Here is a 14,983-nt window from a genome sequence, read left to right on the forward strand (position 1 = left end):
CGTCAGGGCTCTCGGGGCGTCCCGAAGAGGCCGTCGATCGCGTTCCGGGTGCGCTCCTCGCTGGCCGGCATCAGGTGCGTGTACACCCGGAGCGTGAAGCCGGGATCGGCGTGCCCGAGGTACGACGCGACCGCCTTGATGCTCTCCCCCGCGTCGAGCAGCGAGGAGGCGTAGAAGTGCCGTAGCGCGTGCATCCCCGTCGCCCGGGTCGGCGTGATGCCGGCCGCCATGACAGCCGGTCGCCAGCTCGTTTCGTTGAACCTGCTGCGGTTGATCGCGTTGCGATGGGTGGTGGTGAACAACAGGCGCACCGTGGCCCGCTCGTCGCTGGCGGGGTGCTCCCACGGCAGGGTGATCGTCACCGGGTCCCGTTCCTCCAGGTGCTGCCGTAGCGCGCGGCCGACGGAGTCCGGCAGCGGCACCCGCCGGTCACGGTCGTTCTTGGGCAACCCGAAGATCAGTCGGGACCGGACCCGCTTGACCTGACGCGACACGTGGACCCAACCGGCGTCGAAATCGATGTCGTCGACGCCGAGGCCCAGGATCTCCCCCTGCCGCAGCCCGCAGCCGGCACCCAGGTCGACCATCGCGCGGTAGCGTGGGGCAAGGCCACCGCGGATTGCCGAGACCTGGTCGTACCGCCACGGCACCACCCGGCGCTGAACCGGGCGGGGAGGGTTGACCGACTTTGCCGAACACGGGTTCTTGGCGATCCGCTCGTCGTCGACCGCCGCGCCGAGGATGGCGTGCAGGCTCGCGAAGACGACGGCCCGGGTCGCCGGGGCGAGCTTGCCGGCCATCGAGGCGTCCCACTCCCGGATATGGCCGGGCTTGATCGACGCCAGTTGCCGAGAGCCGAAGAACGGCAGCAGGTGCACGCGTACCCGCAACTCCGTGCTCTCGCGGGTCGACTCGTCGACGGAGCGCGTCCGAAGCCATCGTTCGGCGTACTCCGCGAACGTCATCCGACCGGCGACCGGGTCGACGTACGAGCCCCGGAGCTTGTCCGTCTCGGTGGAGACGAGGAAGGCGTCAGCTTCGCGCTTGGCCCGGTCCGGGAAGGACTTCTTGCGTTCCCGGCCGTCCGGACCGATGTACCGCACCCGGTAGCGCAGGCCCTTGCCGAACAGGTCCGTCTTGACCCGTTCCCGTCGCCCGTCCGAGTCACGTTGGGTCTTGTACCAGCGGTCTTCGACGTGTCCCATCAGGCTGCCGCCTGCTCACGTACCCAGGCCCGGACCGCTTCCGGCTCGTACCGCAGGTGCCGGCCGACCCGGGCCGCCGGCGGACCGTACTTGACCTTGCGCCAGCGGTACAGCGTTTCCGGTGGGACCCGGAGGTACACCGACACGTCCTGGACCGTCCAGAGCCCTTCGCTGGCCACTACTGCCCCTCCCCCGTCGTGCTGCCTGGCCCGGTCGCCGATCCGTCTTCCGGTTGCTGTGCCGCCCGGTCCTTCGCGGCGAGTAGTTCGGTGCGCCAGCGGGCGCGTTCGCTGATCGATCGCATGAGCCGGTAGGACAGCGGGCCGACGTCGGCGTCGTCGGGTCGGGCGAGTTCCCAGGCGTGCCGGGTCCGTTCGGCGGTGGCGCCCTGGTCGTCGACGAGCTGCCCGGGGTCGCCGGCCGCGCCGCTGGCGGTGGTGCTGTCGGCGGTGGTGCTGTCGGTGGTGACGCCGAGCAGTGCGCGTACCCAGGCGCGTACGTCGTGTTTGTGGTCGGCGAGGGTCTTGCCGGACCAGTCGCGGGAGATGAGGATGCGTCGGCCGCCGATGCCGAGGGTGTCGCGTTGGTGGACCTTGCCCTTGCAGCGGCCCGGCTTGAGCTTGGCGTTGGCCTTGCGGGGTTGGACGCCGTAGAGCAGCCAGTTGGCGCACCGGTCGGTGCAGGGGGTGACGCGCAGTGCGCGCCAGAGCCGGTCGAGGTGGGCGCGTTGCCGGTCGGTGGTCGCCTTGTGGCAGTCGCCGGTGTGCTTGGTGATGTACTTCGTGACGTACCGGATGGTCCGTTCGGCGTCTTCGGTGCCGGGCATGACGCCGCGGGCGTCGACCTGGGTGCCGAAGCGGACGACGTGCACGGGTTCGGCGTCGGGGTCGTCGTCGATGGCGTCGAGGGCTTCGTTCCAGGTGGTCAGCGGGTGGCGGGTGTCCGGGTCGACCCACGCCGCCGCTTGTTCGTCCCAGACCGGGGGTCGGTCGGCGGTGTACCGCTGGACGTCGACGGGCGGCCACCAGACTTGGTGGTAGGTGGCGGCGGCGACGGTGCGCAGGGTGTCGCGTGCGATGGTGCCCCGGATGGCGAAGTGTGCGTGTGGGGCGAGTCGGCGTTGGGGTTCGACGCAGCCGGCGTACTGGACGTTCCAGCCCTCGCAGCGGCGTAGGTTCTGCCAGAACCGGTCGAGCAGGCGGGGGAAGTGGACGGCGTCCCAGGCGGCGCGGCGGTAGTCGTAGCGGTCGGGGTTGACGGGGGTGCCGTCGGGGCGGACCGGCCCGTAGGAGTCGAGGGTGAGGGTGAGCCACATCGACGGCCGGTAGGTGGAGCCGTCGGGGGCGGTGTAGGTGCGGCCGACGGTACGGCGTTCGACCTTGCGTCGGGGCAGTTCGGGGGCGTCCTGTCGGCGCTTGGTGGAGCGCTTGCGGCGGCGGCCGGTGTCGTCGTCGCCCTGGTCGTCGTCGGTGCTGGTGTGGGGTGGGCCGACTCGCCCGCGCAGGCCCTCTGCGGTGATGGCTTCCTCTACTTCGCGGATGGCCTCGTCGAGGTCGGCGACCTGGTCCCACTGGGCGGCGCGGGATGCCTCGTCGCGGGAGAACTCCAGGTGTGCGCGGAACAGGATCAGGGACTTCTGCGCTTCGGTGGCGGGTTGCGGGCCGGGTAGGGGTTCGTCGTCGCGGTGCCAGCCTTCGCGGATCTGGGCCTGTCGCAGCCGGCGGTTCTTCTTCGCGCACGGCGGGCACTTGTCTTCGCGGGTCGCGCCGCAGGGCAGGTCGATGACCTCGGTCAGGCCGGTGTCGAGGTCGGTGCGGCGCATGGCGAGGGGGCGCACGCAGACGCCGTACTCGATGGCGATCTGCTTGAGCACGTCAACGGAGCGGGGCAGCGCCATGCGGGCCGCCCGCGACCCCGGCCGGGGAGCGGCAGCCGGGGTCGGGGCGACCGGTTCGAGGCCGGGCAGGGTCGCGGCGGTCATCGGATGATCCCGACGACGTGCGGCCGGTTCGACTGGACGACGCCGCGCGGGGGCAGGATCACCGCCGGGGCGGAGACGGCAGCCGGTGCCGGGACAGTCGGCGGCACGGGGTCGGCCGGACGATCCGGGTCGGGGGCGACGGCGGCGGGTGCCTCGTCCCAGTCGACCGGGGGTTGGTCCGGTTCGGGTGCCGGGGGCGCGGCGGGGGTGTTGGACAGGACGACCTTGACCAGGGCGAGGAACGCCAGGGACGGTACGGCGGCTACGGTCCAGCCCCACACCGACGGTTCGGCTTCGGCGACCTGCGCGGCGAGGGAGAGCAGCGCGAACGCGACGAGCAGTGAGGCGACCAGGCCGACCGGGCGGCGGGCGCGGCGGCGGGCGCGGAGTTCGAGGCCGAGGTAGATGGCCATGAGTTCGACGGCTACGGCGTTGGCCCAGCCGATCCAGTCGGGTTGGCCGTGGGTGACGGACAGGTCGTGGACGTGGGTGAAGGCGGCTGCGCCGGCCATGGTGCCGATGGCGAGCAGGATGACCAGGCGTACGGCGGTTTCGGTGCGGTCGGTCATCGCCACTCCTGCAAGGGCTTCTCGCGGATGGTGAGGTCGATGCGGATGCGCCGGTCGGCCATGTCGGGGCGGCGGCTGACCATGTGCGCGAGGCTGTGCAGGGCGGCTGCGGTCTGGTCGGCGGGGCCGACGAGGCGGATGCGCAGCGGACGCCGGAGCCGGTTGACGATGCGGGCGAGGGTGGTCATGGCGGTTACCTCCGGGCCGGTCGGATGGTGGTGCGGATGTAGTCGGGTGGGGTGCCGAGGGTGGCGACGGCTTCGGAGAGGCAGCGCCACAGCGCCCACGCCTCGTCCGGGGTCAGGGACATGCGTCGCCGGCCCGCGCCGACGGCCAGGTGGACCGGGTACGGGTCGGGCCGTTCGGGGTCGACGCGGACGGACACGGCGGTGGTCGGGTCGGGGGTGCGCAGCCGGTAGAACCGGCGTCCATTCGGCGTGTTGGTCACCGCGGTTCACTCCCGCCGTCGGGGTCGAGGAGGTTGCGCAGTGCGTCGGGCAGCAGCGGCCCGGACGGTTTGCGGGGCAGCGGCGGGCGCACCGGTTCCGGGGTCGACTCGCGGCGGACCTGGGCGAGGATGTCCGCCGCGTCGGCCGGGGCCGGATACCGGCGGGCGAGGTCGCGGATGTCGTCGTCGCTGACGTAGGAGAAGCGGACCCGCAGGGGTTCGGGGGTGCCGTCGAGGATCACGTACCCGACGCCCTTGGCCCATCGCGGCATCTGGTCGGCCAGGGCGCCCCGGTTGCGGGCACCGTCGCCGAGGACCATGTCCACCTGCGCCGCTTCGGTCAGGCCGAGCGCGATGCGGGTGGGGAACAGGTCCCGGAACGGCAGCACCTCTTTGCGCGGGTCCTGCAACGCGGCCACCACCAGGACGCCGACCCCGGCACCCTGCGACAGCAGCAGCCCCAGCGACGATCCGATCCGCCGACGCAGGTCAACATCCTGCAGGTACGCGGTGAGGGCGGCCATCTCGTCGATGACGACCACGACCAGGGGGTCGGCTTCGGTCGGGGTGTGGACCCGGACGGTTCCGGCGAGCCGGGTCTGACGTTCCCGCATCACCGCCACGGCCTCGTCGAGGAGATCAGCCATGGCATCGAACGACGTGCCGGCGAACCGGGCGAACAGCGGCCGGCCCATGGCGAACTCCATCCCGCCCTTGGGATCGATCACCCACAGCCGGACCAGGCCGGAAGTGATGCCGCCGGCCAGCGCCCGCACCAGCGACCACAACACCGAACCCTTCCCGGAGCGGGTGGCCCCGCCGATCAGGACATGTGTGGCGAGCAGGCGCAGCGACCAGGTCCCCAGGTCCTCTCGCCGAGCCAGCGGCAACGCGGTCAGATCCGGGACGGGCGGGGCGTCGAACGGCGGCACGACCGGCCGCAGCGCGTCGGTACGGACCAGCACCAGGTACACCAGCGTCGGCCGGTCCCGGAACCGCACCCGGTCCACCCAGCCCAGCACCAACGCCCAGTAACCGATACGGGTCGGCGGAGCGTCGGGCCGCTCGGAGTAGACCCGGGCGTGCCGCCGGCCGAAGGCGTACGCGAGGTTCGCCGTCACCTTCTGGAAGTCGGCCGGGGTCTGCCCCCGCACCATGCGGACGGTCAGCACGTCGAGCGCCTGATCCGAGCGCACCCGCAGCAGCTCGGGCAGGACCGGCCGATGGTCGTACGTCTCGGCCAGGCCGCACAGGGTCATGGCCTCATGCCACGCCCGCCGATACACGAAGACCTGCCGGAACCGGCCGAGCAGCGGGCCCGCGCACCACCGCCACCAGGACGCCTCATCACGCCACCGCCACAGCGCCGACACCGCCGAGGACAAGACCAACGGCACGACCACGCCCGGCACGCCATGCTCGGCGTAGAGGACGACGGCGGCCACGGCCAAGCCGACGGCGACCGGGTGACGCAGGCACCACCAGCAGAACCGGGCCAGCCAGCGCAGCATCATGCCGAGCACGACCAGCCACATCGGCAGGACGAACCGCTTCGGCCGGATCACCAGCAGATCCCCGGCCGACGTCAGGATCACCTCACCGCGCGGCCGGCGCATCACCGCGCACCCCGCAGGGACACGAACCGGCCCGACGCATCCCGGACCGGAGGGAACGGAAGAACGAGCTGCCCGACGCAGAGCGGGCAGCGGTCAGCCGCCCCGCCGGCCGGGTCGAACCGGGACTGACACACGCCGCACCGAGGCTGAGCCGGGGCAGGCGAACGCCTACGCTTGGACACGTCACTACCTCTCTCGACAGAGCGGGGGAAAGAGACACGAGGGGCGGGGCTGCCGTCCGCCAAGACCTGACAGCCCCGCCCCCACCCGATACGGCTACGCCGCCGCCTTCTGCTTGCCGGCCACGCCCGCCGGGGCACGCATCCCGGTCGCCCGCAGCGAGTACGCCATCCGACCGGTGTTCGACACGTACGGCGTCACCGTCATGCCCTCGAACTCCACCGCCTCGAACGGCGCACCCGTCGGCGGCACCGGCTGGTGGTCCGCCGAGATCTTGACCGTCGTCTCCCGGGAGCGCTTGCCAAGCTCCGGGTCCAGGTCCATCACGCGTACCTGCCACACCCGCTGACCGGTCAGCTTGTCCTTCGCCGGGCTACGCCGCCCGGTCTTCTCGTCGTAGTCCTCGACCTCACCCAGGGACTCGGGGACCAGGGCGCACCCCGCCGGGAACACGTCCTCGCAACGCACGGCGAACCTCGCACCGCCACGCAGAGCCATCGCTCAACCTCCAGGTTGTTGGCATGTCTGCCAAGTGGAGACTCCAAGGTAGACGCCACTTGGCAGACAAGTCAACAACCTGGTCGCCCGTGCTCGTCCTAGCGGACCAAGGCGGGGAAAGGTGAGGGTTCAGACCTCTTTCGGGCGTCACTCAAGCCCCATCGTCCACTGTGGACAGACGGAGAGCGACTATGAGGCGGCTGGAGGATCCAGCTTAGCCGCCACGTGTCACGTGCGGCTACGCAATGCAACCCTGCCGGACTGCAGCAACCCAGGCGCAGCCGCGGCCGGGGGATCTCCGATGCAGGCGGAGATGACGAGCGACGGCCCCTCCGATGCGAGCGGAGGGGCCGTCAACCTGTCGGTGCGTCCAGCGCATTGAACCAACCGAAGGGGGGCATCGCCGCAGGTCACGCTAGTGACGCTGCCCGGCGAGCCGCCACCAAGAGTATGGCATACGCCTGGATATCCAGGATACTCCGGTACTTGAATGAGCGCCGAAAGCGGCTTGATTCTGAGTCGCATTAGGCATCGGGAGTGTTGTCGAACTAGATTTACTGGTAGGTGGCAAGATTCAGCTCCAGATTGGCGCATGAGTAAAGTTCCCAGACTTCCTCCGATTAGATTCGCCAATTACCTAAGAATTAAAGTTCAGCTTACCGAAGGAATGAGTCAACACTCTGACCTGCAACTTCACCCATGTTGGGATGACTGGAGTTACCTCGGGGGGCACCCAGGACGCGACCGACTCCTCTCGGGCGGCCGCCCCCGAACGAAACGGGGTCGATCGACGGGCCGCGCGGTCCGCCCGCAGTTGGTCGGCCGGGGGGTCGAATTGCGGCGCCTGGCCCTCTCGTGCGATGATCTGCGTCGACCAAGGAGCATTCCTTCGAGTCACGCGGAATGCGAGCCCGCTGGACTCAACCGTCGAAGGTCTATATCCGCAGGTCATTGTCCAGCGCGTTGAAGCCGAAGGAGGTGAAGCTTGACCGAGATGAACTTCTCACTGCGACTCCCGCAGGCCGTGGTGATCCAGATCCTCGTGGTGATCATCGTCATCCTGGGCATCTCGCCCGCCGTCCTCTAGCTCGTTGGGGTGGGGAGGAACTTCCTCCCCACCCCAACACCAGCCAAAGATGGTCAAAGTACCTGGTTGAAGTCCTGGCGGGCGGGTATCGCCGTGCCATGTCACCCCAGGAGATGGCAGCAGTAGATGAGCAGCACTCGCGGTCGGCGGGAGTTGGCGACGCGACCGTCGAGGCGCTGGGCGAGTTGAGCAAGGCGCTGGAGACGATCCACCGCGTGCGAGGCCACCTGTACTCGGCGCACCAGCTCGTTGGCGGTGCGGATCTCACCCTTGACCGAGTCGTGAGGTTGCTTCGCGAGGCCGGGCATGACGAGGTGGCCGACCGGGTCGAGCACGAGTTGTTGGGGCGCAACGTGCTGCCTGGCCGGTGGACGTTCCAGATCGTGGAGGAGTTTGACGACGGCTACTATGCCGCGTTCCAGGAGATCGAGCGGGACGCGCGGGAGAAGTTGGCCGGCGGCCGGCGGCACATCTACGAGGCGGAGATGAAGGAGCGGCGGCGTACCCACGGGATGCCGGGGCACGAGGCTACGCTGTAGCGCCGCCGAAGCCGTTCGGGACCATCGAGGCCAGGGCGTGGGCTCTGGCCTCGATGATCCTCATGCGCGCCTGATACTCGGCGGGTTCCCGGTGCGCTGTCTGGCTGGTGACCTGGCCGGGCCACTTGCGGTAGAGCAAGCCATACTCGCGGGTGAAGTAGCCCTCGCTGACCGCGTTGGCGGCCAGGAGAAGGCCGGTGTCCTCGGAGGCGGGCAGGGCCATCCAGCCGCCGAGGGCGAAGACGAGATCCCGGCGCAGGCACAGCGTCGCCGGATGCACCGAGGCCCGGTAGTCGTTGGCCTGCCAGAACGACAGGACCGCGCCGCGGTCGATGACCCCGCCGGCCGGGTCTTTGTCCCATCCGGCGGTTGACCCGTCGGGCAGCAGGTCGAGTACCCGCGAGGTGGTCCAGCCGATCTGCGGGTGCGCGTCGAACGCCGCGATGTCCCGGGCCAGTGCCCCGGGGGTCAACTGGTCGTCGGCGTCCAAGACCTTGATGAGCTGCCCGGAAACCCGGGACAGCGCGAGGGTGCGAGCAACGCCAGGCCCACCCGAACGCCCGGTGCCGAGGCTGATCCGGGGGTCATCGGGCAGCGCGTCGACGAGGGCGCCGGTCTGTCCGTCTTCCTGGACGAGCCATTGCCAGTCCCACCCCGGGGGCATGTCCTGCTTGGCCAGCGACGTGTACGCGCCCGGCAGGTACTCGATGCTGGGCGCGTGGACCGGGGTGATGACCGAGACGAGCTGCGTCACGTTTTCCACCGCTGGAGTTTGTGGGAGTAGACAAGCTCTGTCCGGTCGCCCGGCATCACCACGTCCGCGACTTCGACGATGCGGCCGGTGGTGTCGACGGAGGTCTTGCGTACGGTGAGCACGGAGACGCCCGGGTCGATGTCCAGCAACTCGGCCTCGTCGGGCGACGGCGGACGGGCGCGGATCTCGTCGTCGATGCGGTCCAGCTCGATGCCGAGGGTGTAGAGCTGGTGTTGCGTGCCGCCCGGCCACGGTTCTTTGCTCTCGTCGAGCAGGTCGGGGTTCGCGGCCACCAGGTCGTATGGCAGATAGGAGTACGAGACGGTCAGCGGCGCGTTCTCGTGCCGCGAGGACGTCCAGTAGACCCGGCGTAGCAGCGGCGTGCCCGCCTCGACCTGGAGGGCAGCGGCCATGTCTGCGTCGGCGTCGACGCGGGTGTACTCGGCGTGGAACTTGAGGTCGTCGACGGTCAGGCCGGTGTCGTGCTCGGTCGCGCCGGTCTTCAACCGCTCGGCCTCGTCGAGCAGGACCCGGTCCTTCTCCCACTGGTAGCGCTCGGTGTTGCGACGGCGTACCCGCTGGCGGGGTGCCCGCACGTAGGTGCCGCGCCCCTGCTCGGCCCGGACCAGGCCCCATTCACGAAGCTGGCGGATGGCGTTGCGCACGCTCGTGCGGGACAGCCCGGAGGTGTCGGCCAACTCGGTCTCGCTGGGCATGAGCGTGCCGGGGGCCAGTTCACCGCTCACGATCTTCGCCCGCAACTCTTCGGCGAGTTGCAGGTAGCGAGGGCGCCAGTCCCGACCATGCACACCGGTCACCGTACCCCCTAGACGTTCCAACGTCTGCCAGGTGGTCCCCCCAGCCGGCCGCTCCGGAACCGGAGGCACCGCCACCGCCGTCCGCGACGACAGCGTTCGACGCGGACCCGGAGTCCGAGGAACAGGTACGCCCCGACGGCTGCTCGCGTTCACCGCGTCTCCCCCGCCTGCCCGTGCTGGTCGGCCGCCGCCCGCATCACCTGTCGGGCGTGCGTCAGTTCTTCGATGAGCCGGTCCACCTGGGCGGCCATCAGCAGCACGGTTTGAGTCGCGCCGTGGCGGGTCGCGTCGAGCTTGACGGCCAGGTCCCGACGCGCGAACCGGTCGACGAGCAGTTGCACGCTCACCCAGCCGGTCCGCTCCCGCCCGATGGTCGCGAGAAGCCCCCGATGCATCGGATCGTTCGGCCCGCAGCCCCGACACCACACCGGGCACACGACCGGCGCAGCCAACGACGACGGCAGGGCATCCGCCACAGGTACGGCCTCACTCATCGTCGGCCCCCTGGTCGCCGGCGGCCTGCTCCAGCAACCCGCTCAGGTGCTCGACCAGTTCGGCCGCCTGCGGCAACGTCAACTCCGCCCAGGTGTTGCCCGCCCGGCACGTCGCATGAACCCCCACCATCGGACCAAGGCCATCAGCAGCGATGAGGTAGGTGGCGACGAAGCCGGCCGCGCGGGAGTCGCCGACGCGGTGCATCGGGCCGCGATGGCGGCGGGCCATGTGCGCCATCACCGGCGGCACCAGGTAGCCGCAGCGGTCAGGGGCACACCACTCCGGGTGTCCCGAGACCCCGACGGGCCTGATCGGGTGCCTCATCGCGGACACCTCCCGCCGTTGCCCCGCGTCGCCTGCGCGAGGGTCATCAGCGGCGCGTACGGCAGCACGGGCACCTCCCGCGTCGGAGCCACAGACCACCATGGCGACGGCGGAATCGAGGCCGGGCGCGGACGGGGCGGGGTGTTGCTGTTGGCGGGCCGGATCGGCGTTCGCGTTCGTGACCACCAGGACGAGAACCAGCCGCGCCGACGGTGAGAGCCGGACATCGCACCTCCAGAGGTAGGCGGGGCCGGTGGCCAGCCAGGGAAGGAGATGGCCAGCCACCGGCCCGGATGAAGGCACGGCGCACCGTCCGACACAGACGGGTCGGGTATCGCCGAGCCAACTGGTACGCGCGGCTACCGCAACCGGTCCGACAGGACGCCGCGCTTCAAGTGCGACCAGGGCCGACCCGACCACCCCTGACACGAGCCGTCACCCTGGCCGCACAGAAGGAAACGTACCTACAACTGGACGAGTTGTCTACACGTCGAAACGGGTCTCTTGGTTGACACTTGGTAAGACAAGTGCCAGGTACGGTGAGCAGGTGCCCACCCCGCACTACGGACAGCCCCGATACCGCACCATCGCCGACGAGCTGAGACAACGCATCGAGAGCGGCATCATCCCGCCGGGCTCCCTATTGCCGGCCGAGAGCGCGCTCACCGCCGAGTTCCGGGCAAGTCGCGGCACAATTCGCCAAGCGATCGCTGCCCTCCGCGAGGCCGGCTTGGCTGCTACCGAACATGGCCGAGGAACCTATGCCGTCGCAGCCTCGCTGGGCGACGGTAGTCACGTAGAAGTGAGGCGGCAACAAGTCCCTGCCGACGGTCGCCTCTCGTTGCTCTTTAATCTTGAAGAGGGGGCCATGCTGGTTGAGCATGAAGAGGTGAAACGAAGGGGCGACTACGTCGAGTCGGTAGTGCGCACATACCGTCGTAGTACATAAAAGACCATGTCTCTTTGATGTGAGCACTCGACGCCGATCACCCCTAGCGGGCTGGTGCTGAGCGAATTCGCCGCACTGCCACTTGGTCGCTCCTTGGGACCTGGAAACCGTCACAGATTCTCGAAAGGTTCATCTGCGGCGTCCGCCAACAAGTTGAAGAACGGGCCTCGCTGGAGTTGCCTGCCCTCCTCCCTCAAGCGCGATCGGGACTAGGCCAAATACATGCCTATTCAGTTCCGTGGTGTGCAGATAGACTTCATCGGCTAGTGAGACACGCCCTTTATTGTTTTGCAGGTTCTCCTGGCGCAGCGCGGCGAATACTTTAGCGAGGAGTTGCGACGTCTCGCGCGAAATTCCACCGGTCTCATTCTTTCGGTACCCCAGTTGCGACAACCTTTGGGCTGCGACCTTGTACTTCCAGTCACTCAATAAGCCTAGTTCATGTAGACGGTACGCAAGGGCGAAGGCTGAAACCTTCCATCGCCTTTTGGCGACCAAAATCTGATCTGGCGTAGCGCCGAGGGGAAGTTGAGAAAGGATGCTCGAACGGGGCATGAGAAGGGCGGAAGCAAACCTGTTCGCCTCATCCTCAGCATCGGGGCCATAAGCGGTCCTGTCACCACCGTGAAGCAACAGGTGTCCCAGCTCGTGCGCAGCATCAAAGCGACCACGTTCGCCGGATTTCGTAGTGTTCAGGAAGACGAAAGGTGTACCTCTGCAGAAAAGAGAAAAAGCGTCTACACTGATGCAGTCGGATGCAAGCGAGAAGACTCGCACGCCGTTCGCCTCAAGAAGGTGAACCATGTTAGCTATTGGCTGTTCGCCGAGGCCCCACAGCCCGCGGACTCTGTTGGCCGCGTGTTCGGGATCTACACCAGCAAGGCTTGGCACCCGCATCTCAGGAAGCCTAAAGTTAGCTTCGATCCAAGCGTTGATTATCATCGAAATCTGACCGGCCGCTAACGCTGCATCTCGGTCAAGCGCCGTCATTTTCGAAAGTGCGCGAAAACTGACAGCGGGAAGTGGAATCTCGTCAATAGCGGGCTGAGAGAAGAAGTCAACGGGGAAGTCTAGGGCTTCCGAAAGTGATCCAAGGGTATCGGGGCTAGGCTGCTTGTGGCCGTTCTCGAACGCCGTAATGCTTCGCGCTGATACGCCTGATACGGCAGCAAGGTTTGCCAGTGTCATGCGACGCCTTCTTCGAGCAACCACAAGTCGCGACGGCGTCAACACTGGCAAACCCTCCTGCGTGGCTAGAATTCAGCTAGCGATTCTTTCGACGAACACATCGACGTCGTCGTCCGGCCCGTCGGGCATGTCGAGGTCAACCTCGATGCCGCTGCCGCCGGGCGGAGTGACCGGACCGAGGAGGATGTGCTCCTTCCAGCGGTTCACAGTCTTTCCAAGCATATCCGTTGGCAAGGAAAGCTCGGAAACGATCCCGAGAACGGTCCACTTATACAGCAATATCCACGTGGGGATCATCCCAGGCTCGAACGCATCACCGGCATCATCCCATAACGGGATGGGTTCGGCGTTGCGAGGGCCGCCGAGGACTGATCGGTTGAAGCGAACCAATTGAGCAATGGAGCTGCCTTTAGGGTTCTTTGTTTGCACCCCACGGCCTCGTGCCACGCCAACCTGCCCCGAACCACTAAGCGCCGTGATCGCAAAAGAGCCGTCGGGATGGATTGCGCGTAGCACCGCGTCGCGATTAGTCCATGACCAGCCGCGGGGTAGGACCTCTTCGCGTAGATACCGATTAGCCCTGCTCCAGAAGATGAACCCCTTGGCGCCCGCGGCGTCAAGGTCAGTGCAGAGAAGAGCATCTGCGCTCGCCCCGTACAACGCCCGGTCGATGTCTTGGCGCGTGAGCCCAAGGTCGGCAAGTCGGGCATCCGCCGCCTCGCCCTCGTGCCAGACCTCGTCGTCAACCAACTCGTGATCTTCCATGCGTCCCTCCCTCAGGTTCCAAAAATCCTACCGCCAAGGAGGTTGAATTTTTGGAACCCATGCGGCGGGCGTGTCGGATTGCAAGATCCTAGAACGCTCGTTCGACCAGGCGCAAGTCGGCCCGACTTGATCCTTGCGCGGGGTGTACATGGGGTTTGCCAAGGAGCATGCCTGCTCAGAGCACGTTTGCGGCTGCCGAATCCCTCTCTTTGTGATCAAGGCACCGCGCTCCGCGCGGTGCGGGGCGGCAAGCCCGGCCGGCGGCAAGCCGCCCCGGCCGCCTACGGCGCCGGGGCGGTGAGCCACCGACAGCCGCCGGGACACCGCCCCCAACCACGGCAGGAGCCAGCCCGGCAACGCCGTGACGGAAGCCAGCGGGGCTGGTCTGATCGCGTGGTCGGGGCTTCCGGCTGCCGCGCCAGTCCAACCCCGGGACTGGCTTGCCACCGGGTCACGGGGTCGCGGCACCAGCTCCACCGCCAGGACGTCCCCGACCCTTCCCGTCACCGCCGGCCCCACACCGGAGCCCAGAACGCCACCCGGAAGGCCAGCTACGACGGCACGACCGCCAGGACCGAGGCAGGGTCAACTAAGCCAACGCTCAGGGCGTCTCCAGGGCGTGAGGGCGTTCTCAGGGCGTCAAACGCCGGCCAATGTTGACCATGAACGACCATCGACGCCCAGACATAGGACCAGCTCAGAACCTCCATCGAGGCTCTGAGCTGGTGGGCGGCAAACGAGTAGAGCTGTACGCGGACTTCTGACCCTGTTTCGCGATCCCGGGGCGCGGGTAGCGTCCTGCGGGTGCCGGAGTGGTCGCAAGCGGGTGGCTGGGGGCTGCTGGCCGGGTCGGCGCTGCTGCTCGGGGCGGCGCTGGGCTGGTTCGTGCCCGTCCCGCGCCGGGTCATCGCGTCGATCATGGCCTTCGGGGCCGGGGTGCTGCTCTCCGCCGTCTCCTTCGAGCTGATCGCCGAGGCGCACGAGCAGGGCGGGCTGTTGCCCACCGCGGTCGGGGCGGCCGGCGGCGCGCTCGCGTACACGGGGGCGAACGTCCTGCTGGCCCGGCGGGGCGCGCGGCACCGCAAGCGCTCCGGGGCGCAGCCGTCGGAGCAGGAGGCGCCCGGTTCCGGGTCGGCGATCGCGGTGGGCGCGCTGCTCGACGGGATCCCCGAGTCGGTGGTGATCGGCGCGAGCCTGCTCACCGGCGGCCCGGTCAGCCTGGTCACGGTCGTCGCGGTCTTCCTCAGCAACGTGCCGGAGGGCCTGTCCAGCGCGGCCGGGATGCGCCGGGCGGGCCGGAGCAGCCGGTACGTCTTCGCCCTGTGGGCCGGGATCGCGCTGGTCAGCGGCCTCGCGGCGCTCGCCGGCTACACGCTGCTGGGCGGTGCGCCGCCGGAGGTGCTGGCCTCGATCACCGCCCTGGCGGCCGGCGCGATCCTCGCGATGATCACCGACACCATGGTCCCCGAGGCGTTCGAGGACGCGCACCTGCTGGTCGGCCTGATCACGGTCGCCGGCTTCCTGACCGCCTTCGCGCTCTCCCACGCCTGAGGATGTCCCCGGCGCG

Annotated in this window: 17 protein-coding genes; 3 read left to right on the forward strand and 14 right to left on the reverse strand. The window is 68.5% G+C overall.

Features of this window, described 5'->3' with window-relative positions; translation table 11 throughout:
* Window positions 1–2: 2 nt before the first annotated feature.
* The 8 genes from ACVMYR_RS02865 to ACVMYR_RS02900 form a co-directional block, all read right to left on the reverse strand.
* Window positions 3–1,205, reverse strand: coding sequence for a tyrosine-type recombinase/integrase (locus ACVMYR_RS02865; protein ID WP_457121044.1), 1,203 nt, complete (start codon window positions 1,203–1,205; stop codon window positions 3–5).
* Window positions 1,205–1,384: a helix-turn-helix domain-containing protein gene (locus tag ACVMYR_RS02870; RefSeq protein WP_074474743.1), complete on the reverse strand. Its 180-nt coding sequence runs from the start codon at window positions 1,382–1,384 to the stop codon at window positions 1,205–1,207. Before ACVMYR_RS02870 ends, ACVMYR_RS02865 begins: the two co-directional genes overlap by 1 nt.
* A complete protein-coding gene (locus ACVMYR_RS02875; protein WP_457121045.1) occupies window positions 1,384–3,186 on the reverse strand; it encodes a replication initiator in 1,803 nt (600 codons plus the stop codon). The genes ACVMYR_RS02870 and ACVMYR_RS02875 overlap by 1 nt, the downstream gene beginning before the upstream one ends.
* Window positions 3,183–3,755 (reverse strand): DUF2637 domain-containing protein, encoded by a 573-nt coding sequence (locus ACVMYR_RS02880; protein WP_457121046.1) that lies wholly within the window; start codon window positions 3,753–3,755, stop codon window positions 3,183–3,185. The genes ACVMYR_RS02875 and ACVMYR_RS02880 overlap by 4 nt, the downstream gene beginning before the upstream one ends.
* On the reverse strand, window positions 3,752–3,943 hold the full coding sequence (locus tag ACVMYR_RS02885) for a hypothetical protein (protein ID WP_457121047.1): 192 nt from the start codon (window positions 3,941–3,943) through the stop codon (window positions 3,752–3,754). Before ACVMYR_RS02885 ends, ACVMYR_RS02880 begins: the two co-directional genes overlap by 4 nt.
* Before the next feature lie 5 nt (window positions 3,944–3,948).
* Window positions 3,949–4,203 (reverse strand): hypothetical protein, encoded by a 255-nt coding sequence (locus ACVMYR_RS02890; protein ID WP_457121048.1) that lies wholly within the window; start codon window positions 4,201–4,203, stop codon window positions 3,949–3,951.
* Entirely contained in the window at window positions 4,200–5,819 is a 1,620-nt protein-coding gene (locus ACVMYR_RS02895) for an FtsK/SpoIIIE domain-containing protein (protein ID WP_457121049.1), read from the reverse strand. The genes ACVMYR_RS02890 and ACVMYR_RS02895 overlap by 4 nt, the downstream gene beginning before the upstream one ends.
* 276 nt (window positions 5,820–6,095) lie before the next feature.
* Entirely contained in the window at window positions 6,096–6,497 is a 402-nt protein-coding gene (locus tag ACVMYR_RS02900; protein WP_043961098.1) for a hypothetical protein, read from the reverse strand.
* Window positions 6,498–7,697: 1,200 nt separating this feature from the next.
* Here ACVMYR_RS02900 and ACVMYR_RS02905 point away from each other — a divergent pair.
* Window positions 7,698–8,123 carry a hypothetical protein gene (locus ACVMYR_RS02905; protein ID WP_457121050.1) on the forward strand — a complete coding sequence of 142 codons (426 nt, stop codon included), beginning with the start codon at window positions 7,698–7,700 and terminating at the stop codon, window positions 8,121–8,123.
* Here the strand turns inward: ACVMYR_RS02905 and ACVMYR_RS02910 are convergent.
* The 4 genes from ACVMYR_RS02910 to ACVMYR_RS02925 form a co-directional block, all read right to left on the reverse strand.
* Window positions 8,113–8,877 carry a glycosyltransferase family 2 protein gene (locus ACVMYR_RS02910; RefSeq protein ID WP_457121051.1) on the reverse strand — a complete coding sequence of 255 codons (765 nt, stop codon included), beginning with the start codon at window positions 8,875–8,877 and terminating at the stop codon, window positions 8,113–8,115. The genes ACVMYR_RS02905 and ACVMYR_RS02910 overlap by 11 nt on opposite strands.
* Window positions 8,874–9,695, reverse strand: coding sequence for a GntR family transcriptional regulator (locus tag ACVMYR_RS02915; RefSeq protein ID WP_431912580.1), 822 nt, complete (start codon window positions 9,693–9,695; stop codon window positions 8,874–8,876). Before ACVMYR_RS02915 ends, ACVMYR_RS02910 begins: the two co-directional genes overlap by 4 nt.
* A 149-nt stretch (window positions 9,696–9,844) precedes the next feature.
* On the reverse strand, window positions 9,845–10,090 hold the full coding sequence (locus ACVMYR_RS02920; RefSeq protein WP_457121052.1) for a precorrin-4 C11-methyltransferase: 246 nt from the start codon (window positions 10,088–10,090) through the stop codon (window positions 9,845–9,847).
* Window positions 10,091–10,181: 91 nt separating this feature from the next.
* The gene (locus ACVMYR_RS02925; protein WP_457121053.1) at window positions 10,182–10,514 is read right to left on the reverse strand and encodes a hypothetical protein; all 333 of its coding nucleotides are present in this window, start codon (window positions 10,512–10,514) and stop codon (window positions 10,182–10,184) included.
* A gap of 547 nt (window positions 10,515–11,061) precedes the next feature.
* On the opposite strand from ACVMYR_RS02925, the gene ACVMYR_RS02930 reads away from it, so the two are divergent.
* Entirely contained in the window at window positions 11,062–11,463 is a 402-nt protein-coding gene (locus ACVMYR_RS02930; protein WP_457121054.1) for a GntR family transcriptional regulator, read from the forward strand.
* A gap of 129 nt (window positions 11,464–11,592) precedes the next feature.
* On the opposite strand, the gene ACVMYR_RS02935 is transcribed toward ACVMYR_RS02930, so the two are convergent.
* Window positions 11,593–12,696, reverse strand: coding sequence for a helix-turn-helix domain-containing protein (locus ACVMYR_RS02935; protein ID WP_457121055.1), 1,104 nt, complete (start codon window positions 12,694–12,696; stop codon window positions 11,593–11,595).
* A gap of 27 nt (window positions 12,697–12,723) precedes the next feature.
* Entirely contained in the window at window positions 12,724–13,416 is a 693-nt protein-coding gene (locus tag ACVMYR_RS02940) for a hypothetical protein (RefSeq protein WP_457121056.1), read from the reverse strand.
* 804 nt (window positions 13,417–14,220) lie between these two features.
* Here ACVMYR_RS02940 and ACVMYR_RS02945 point away from each other — a divergent pair.
* The gene (locus tag ACVMYR_RS02945; protein ID WP_043961283.1) at window positions 14,221–14,967 is read left to right on the forward strand and encodes a ZIP family metal transporter; all 747 of its coding nucleotides are present in this window, start codon (window positions 14,221–14,223) and stop codon (window positions 14,965–14,967) included.
* Window positions 14,968–14,983 lie beyond the last annotated feature (16 nt).

It is taken from the genome of Micromonospora sp. PTRAS2, from assembly GCF_054052245.1.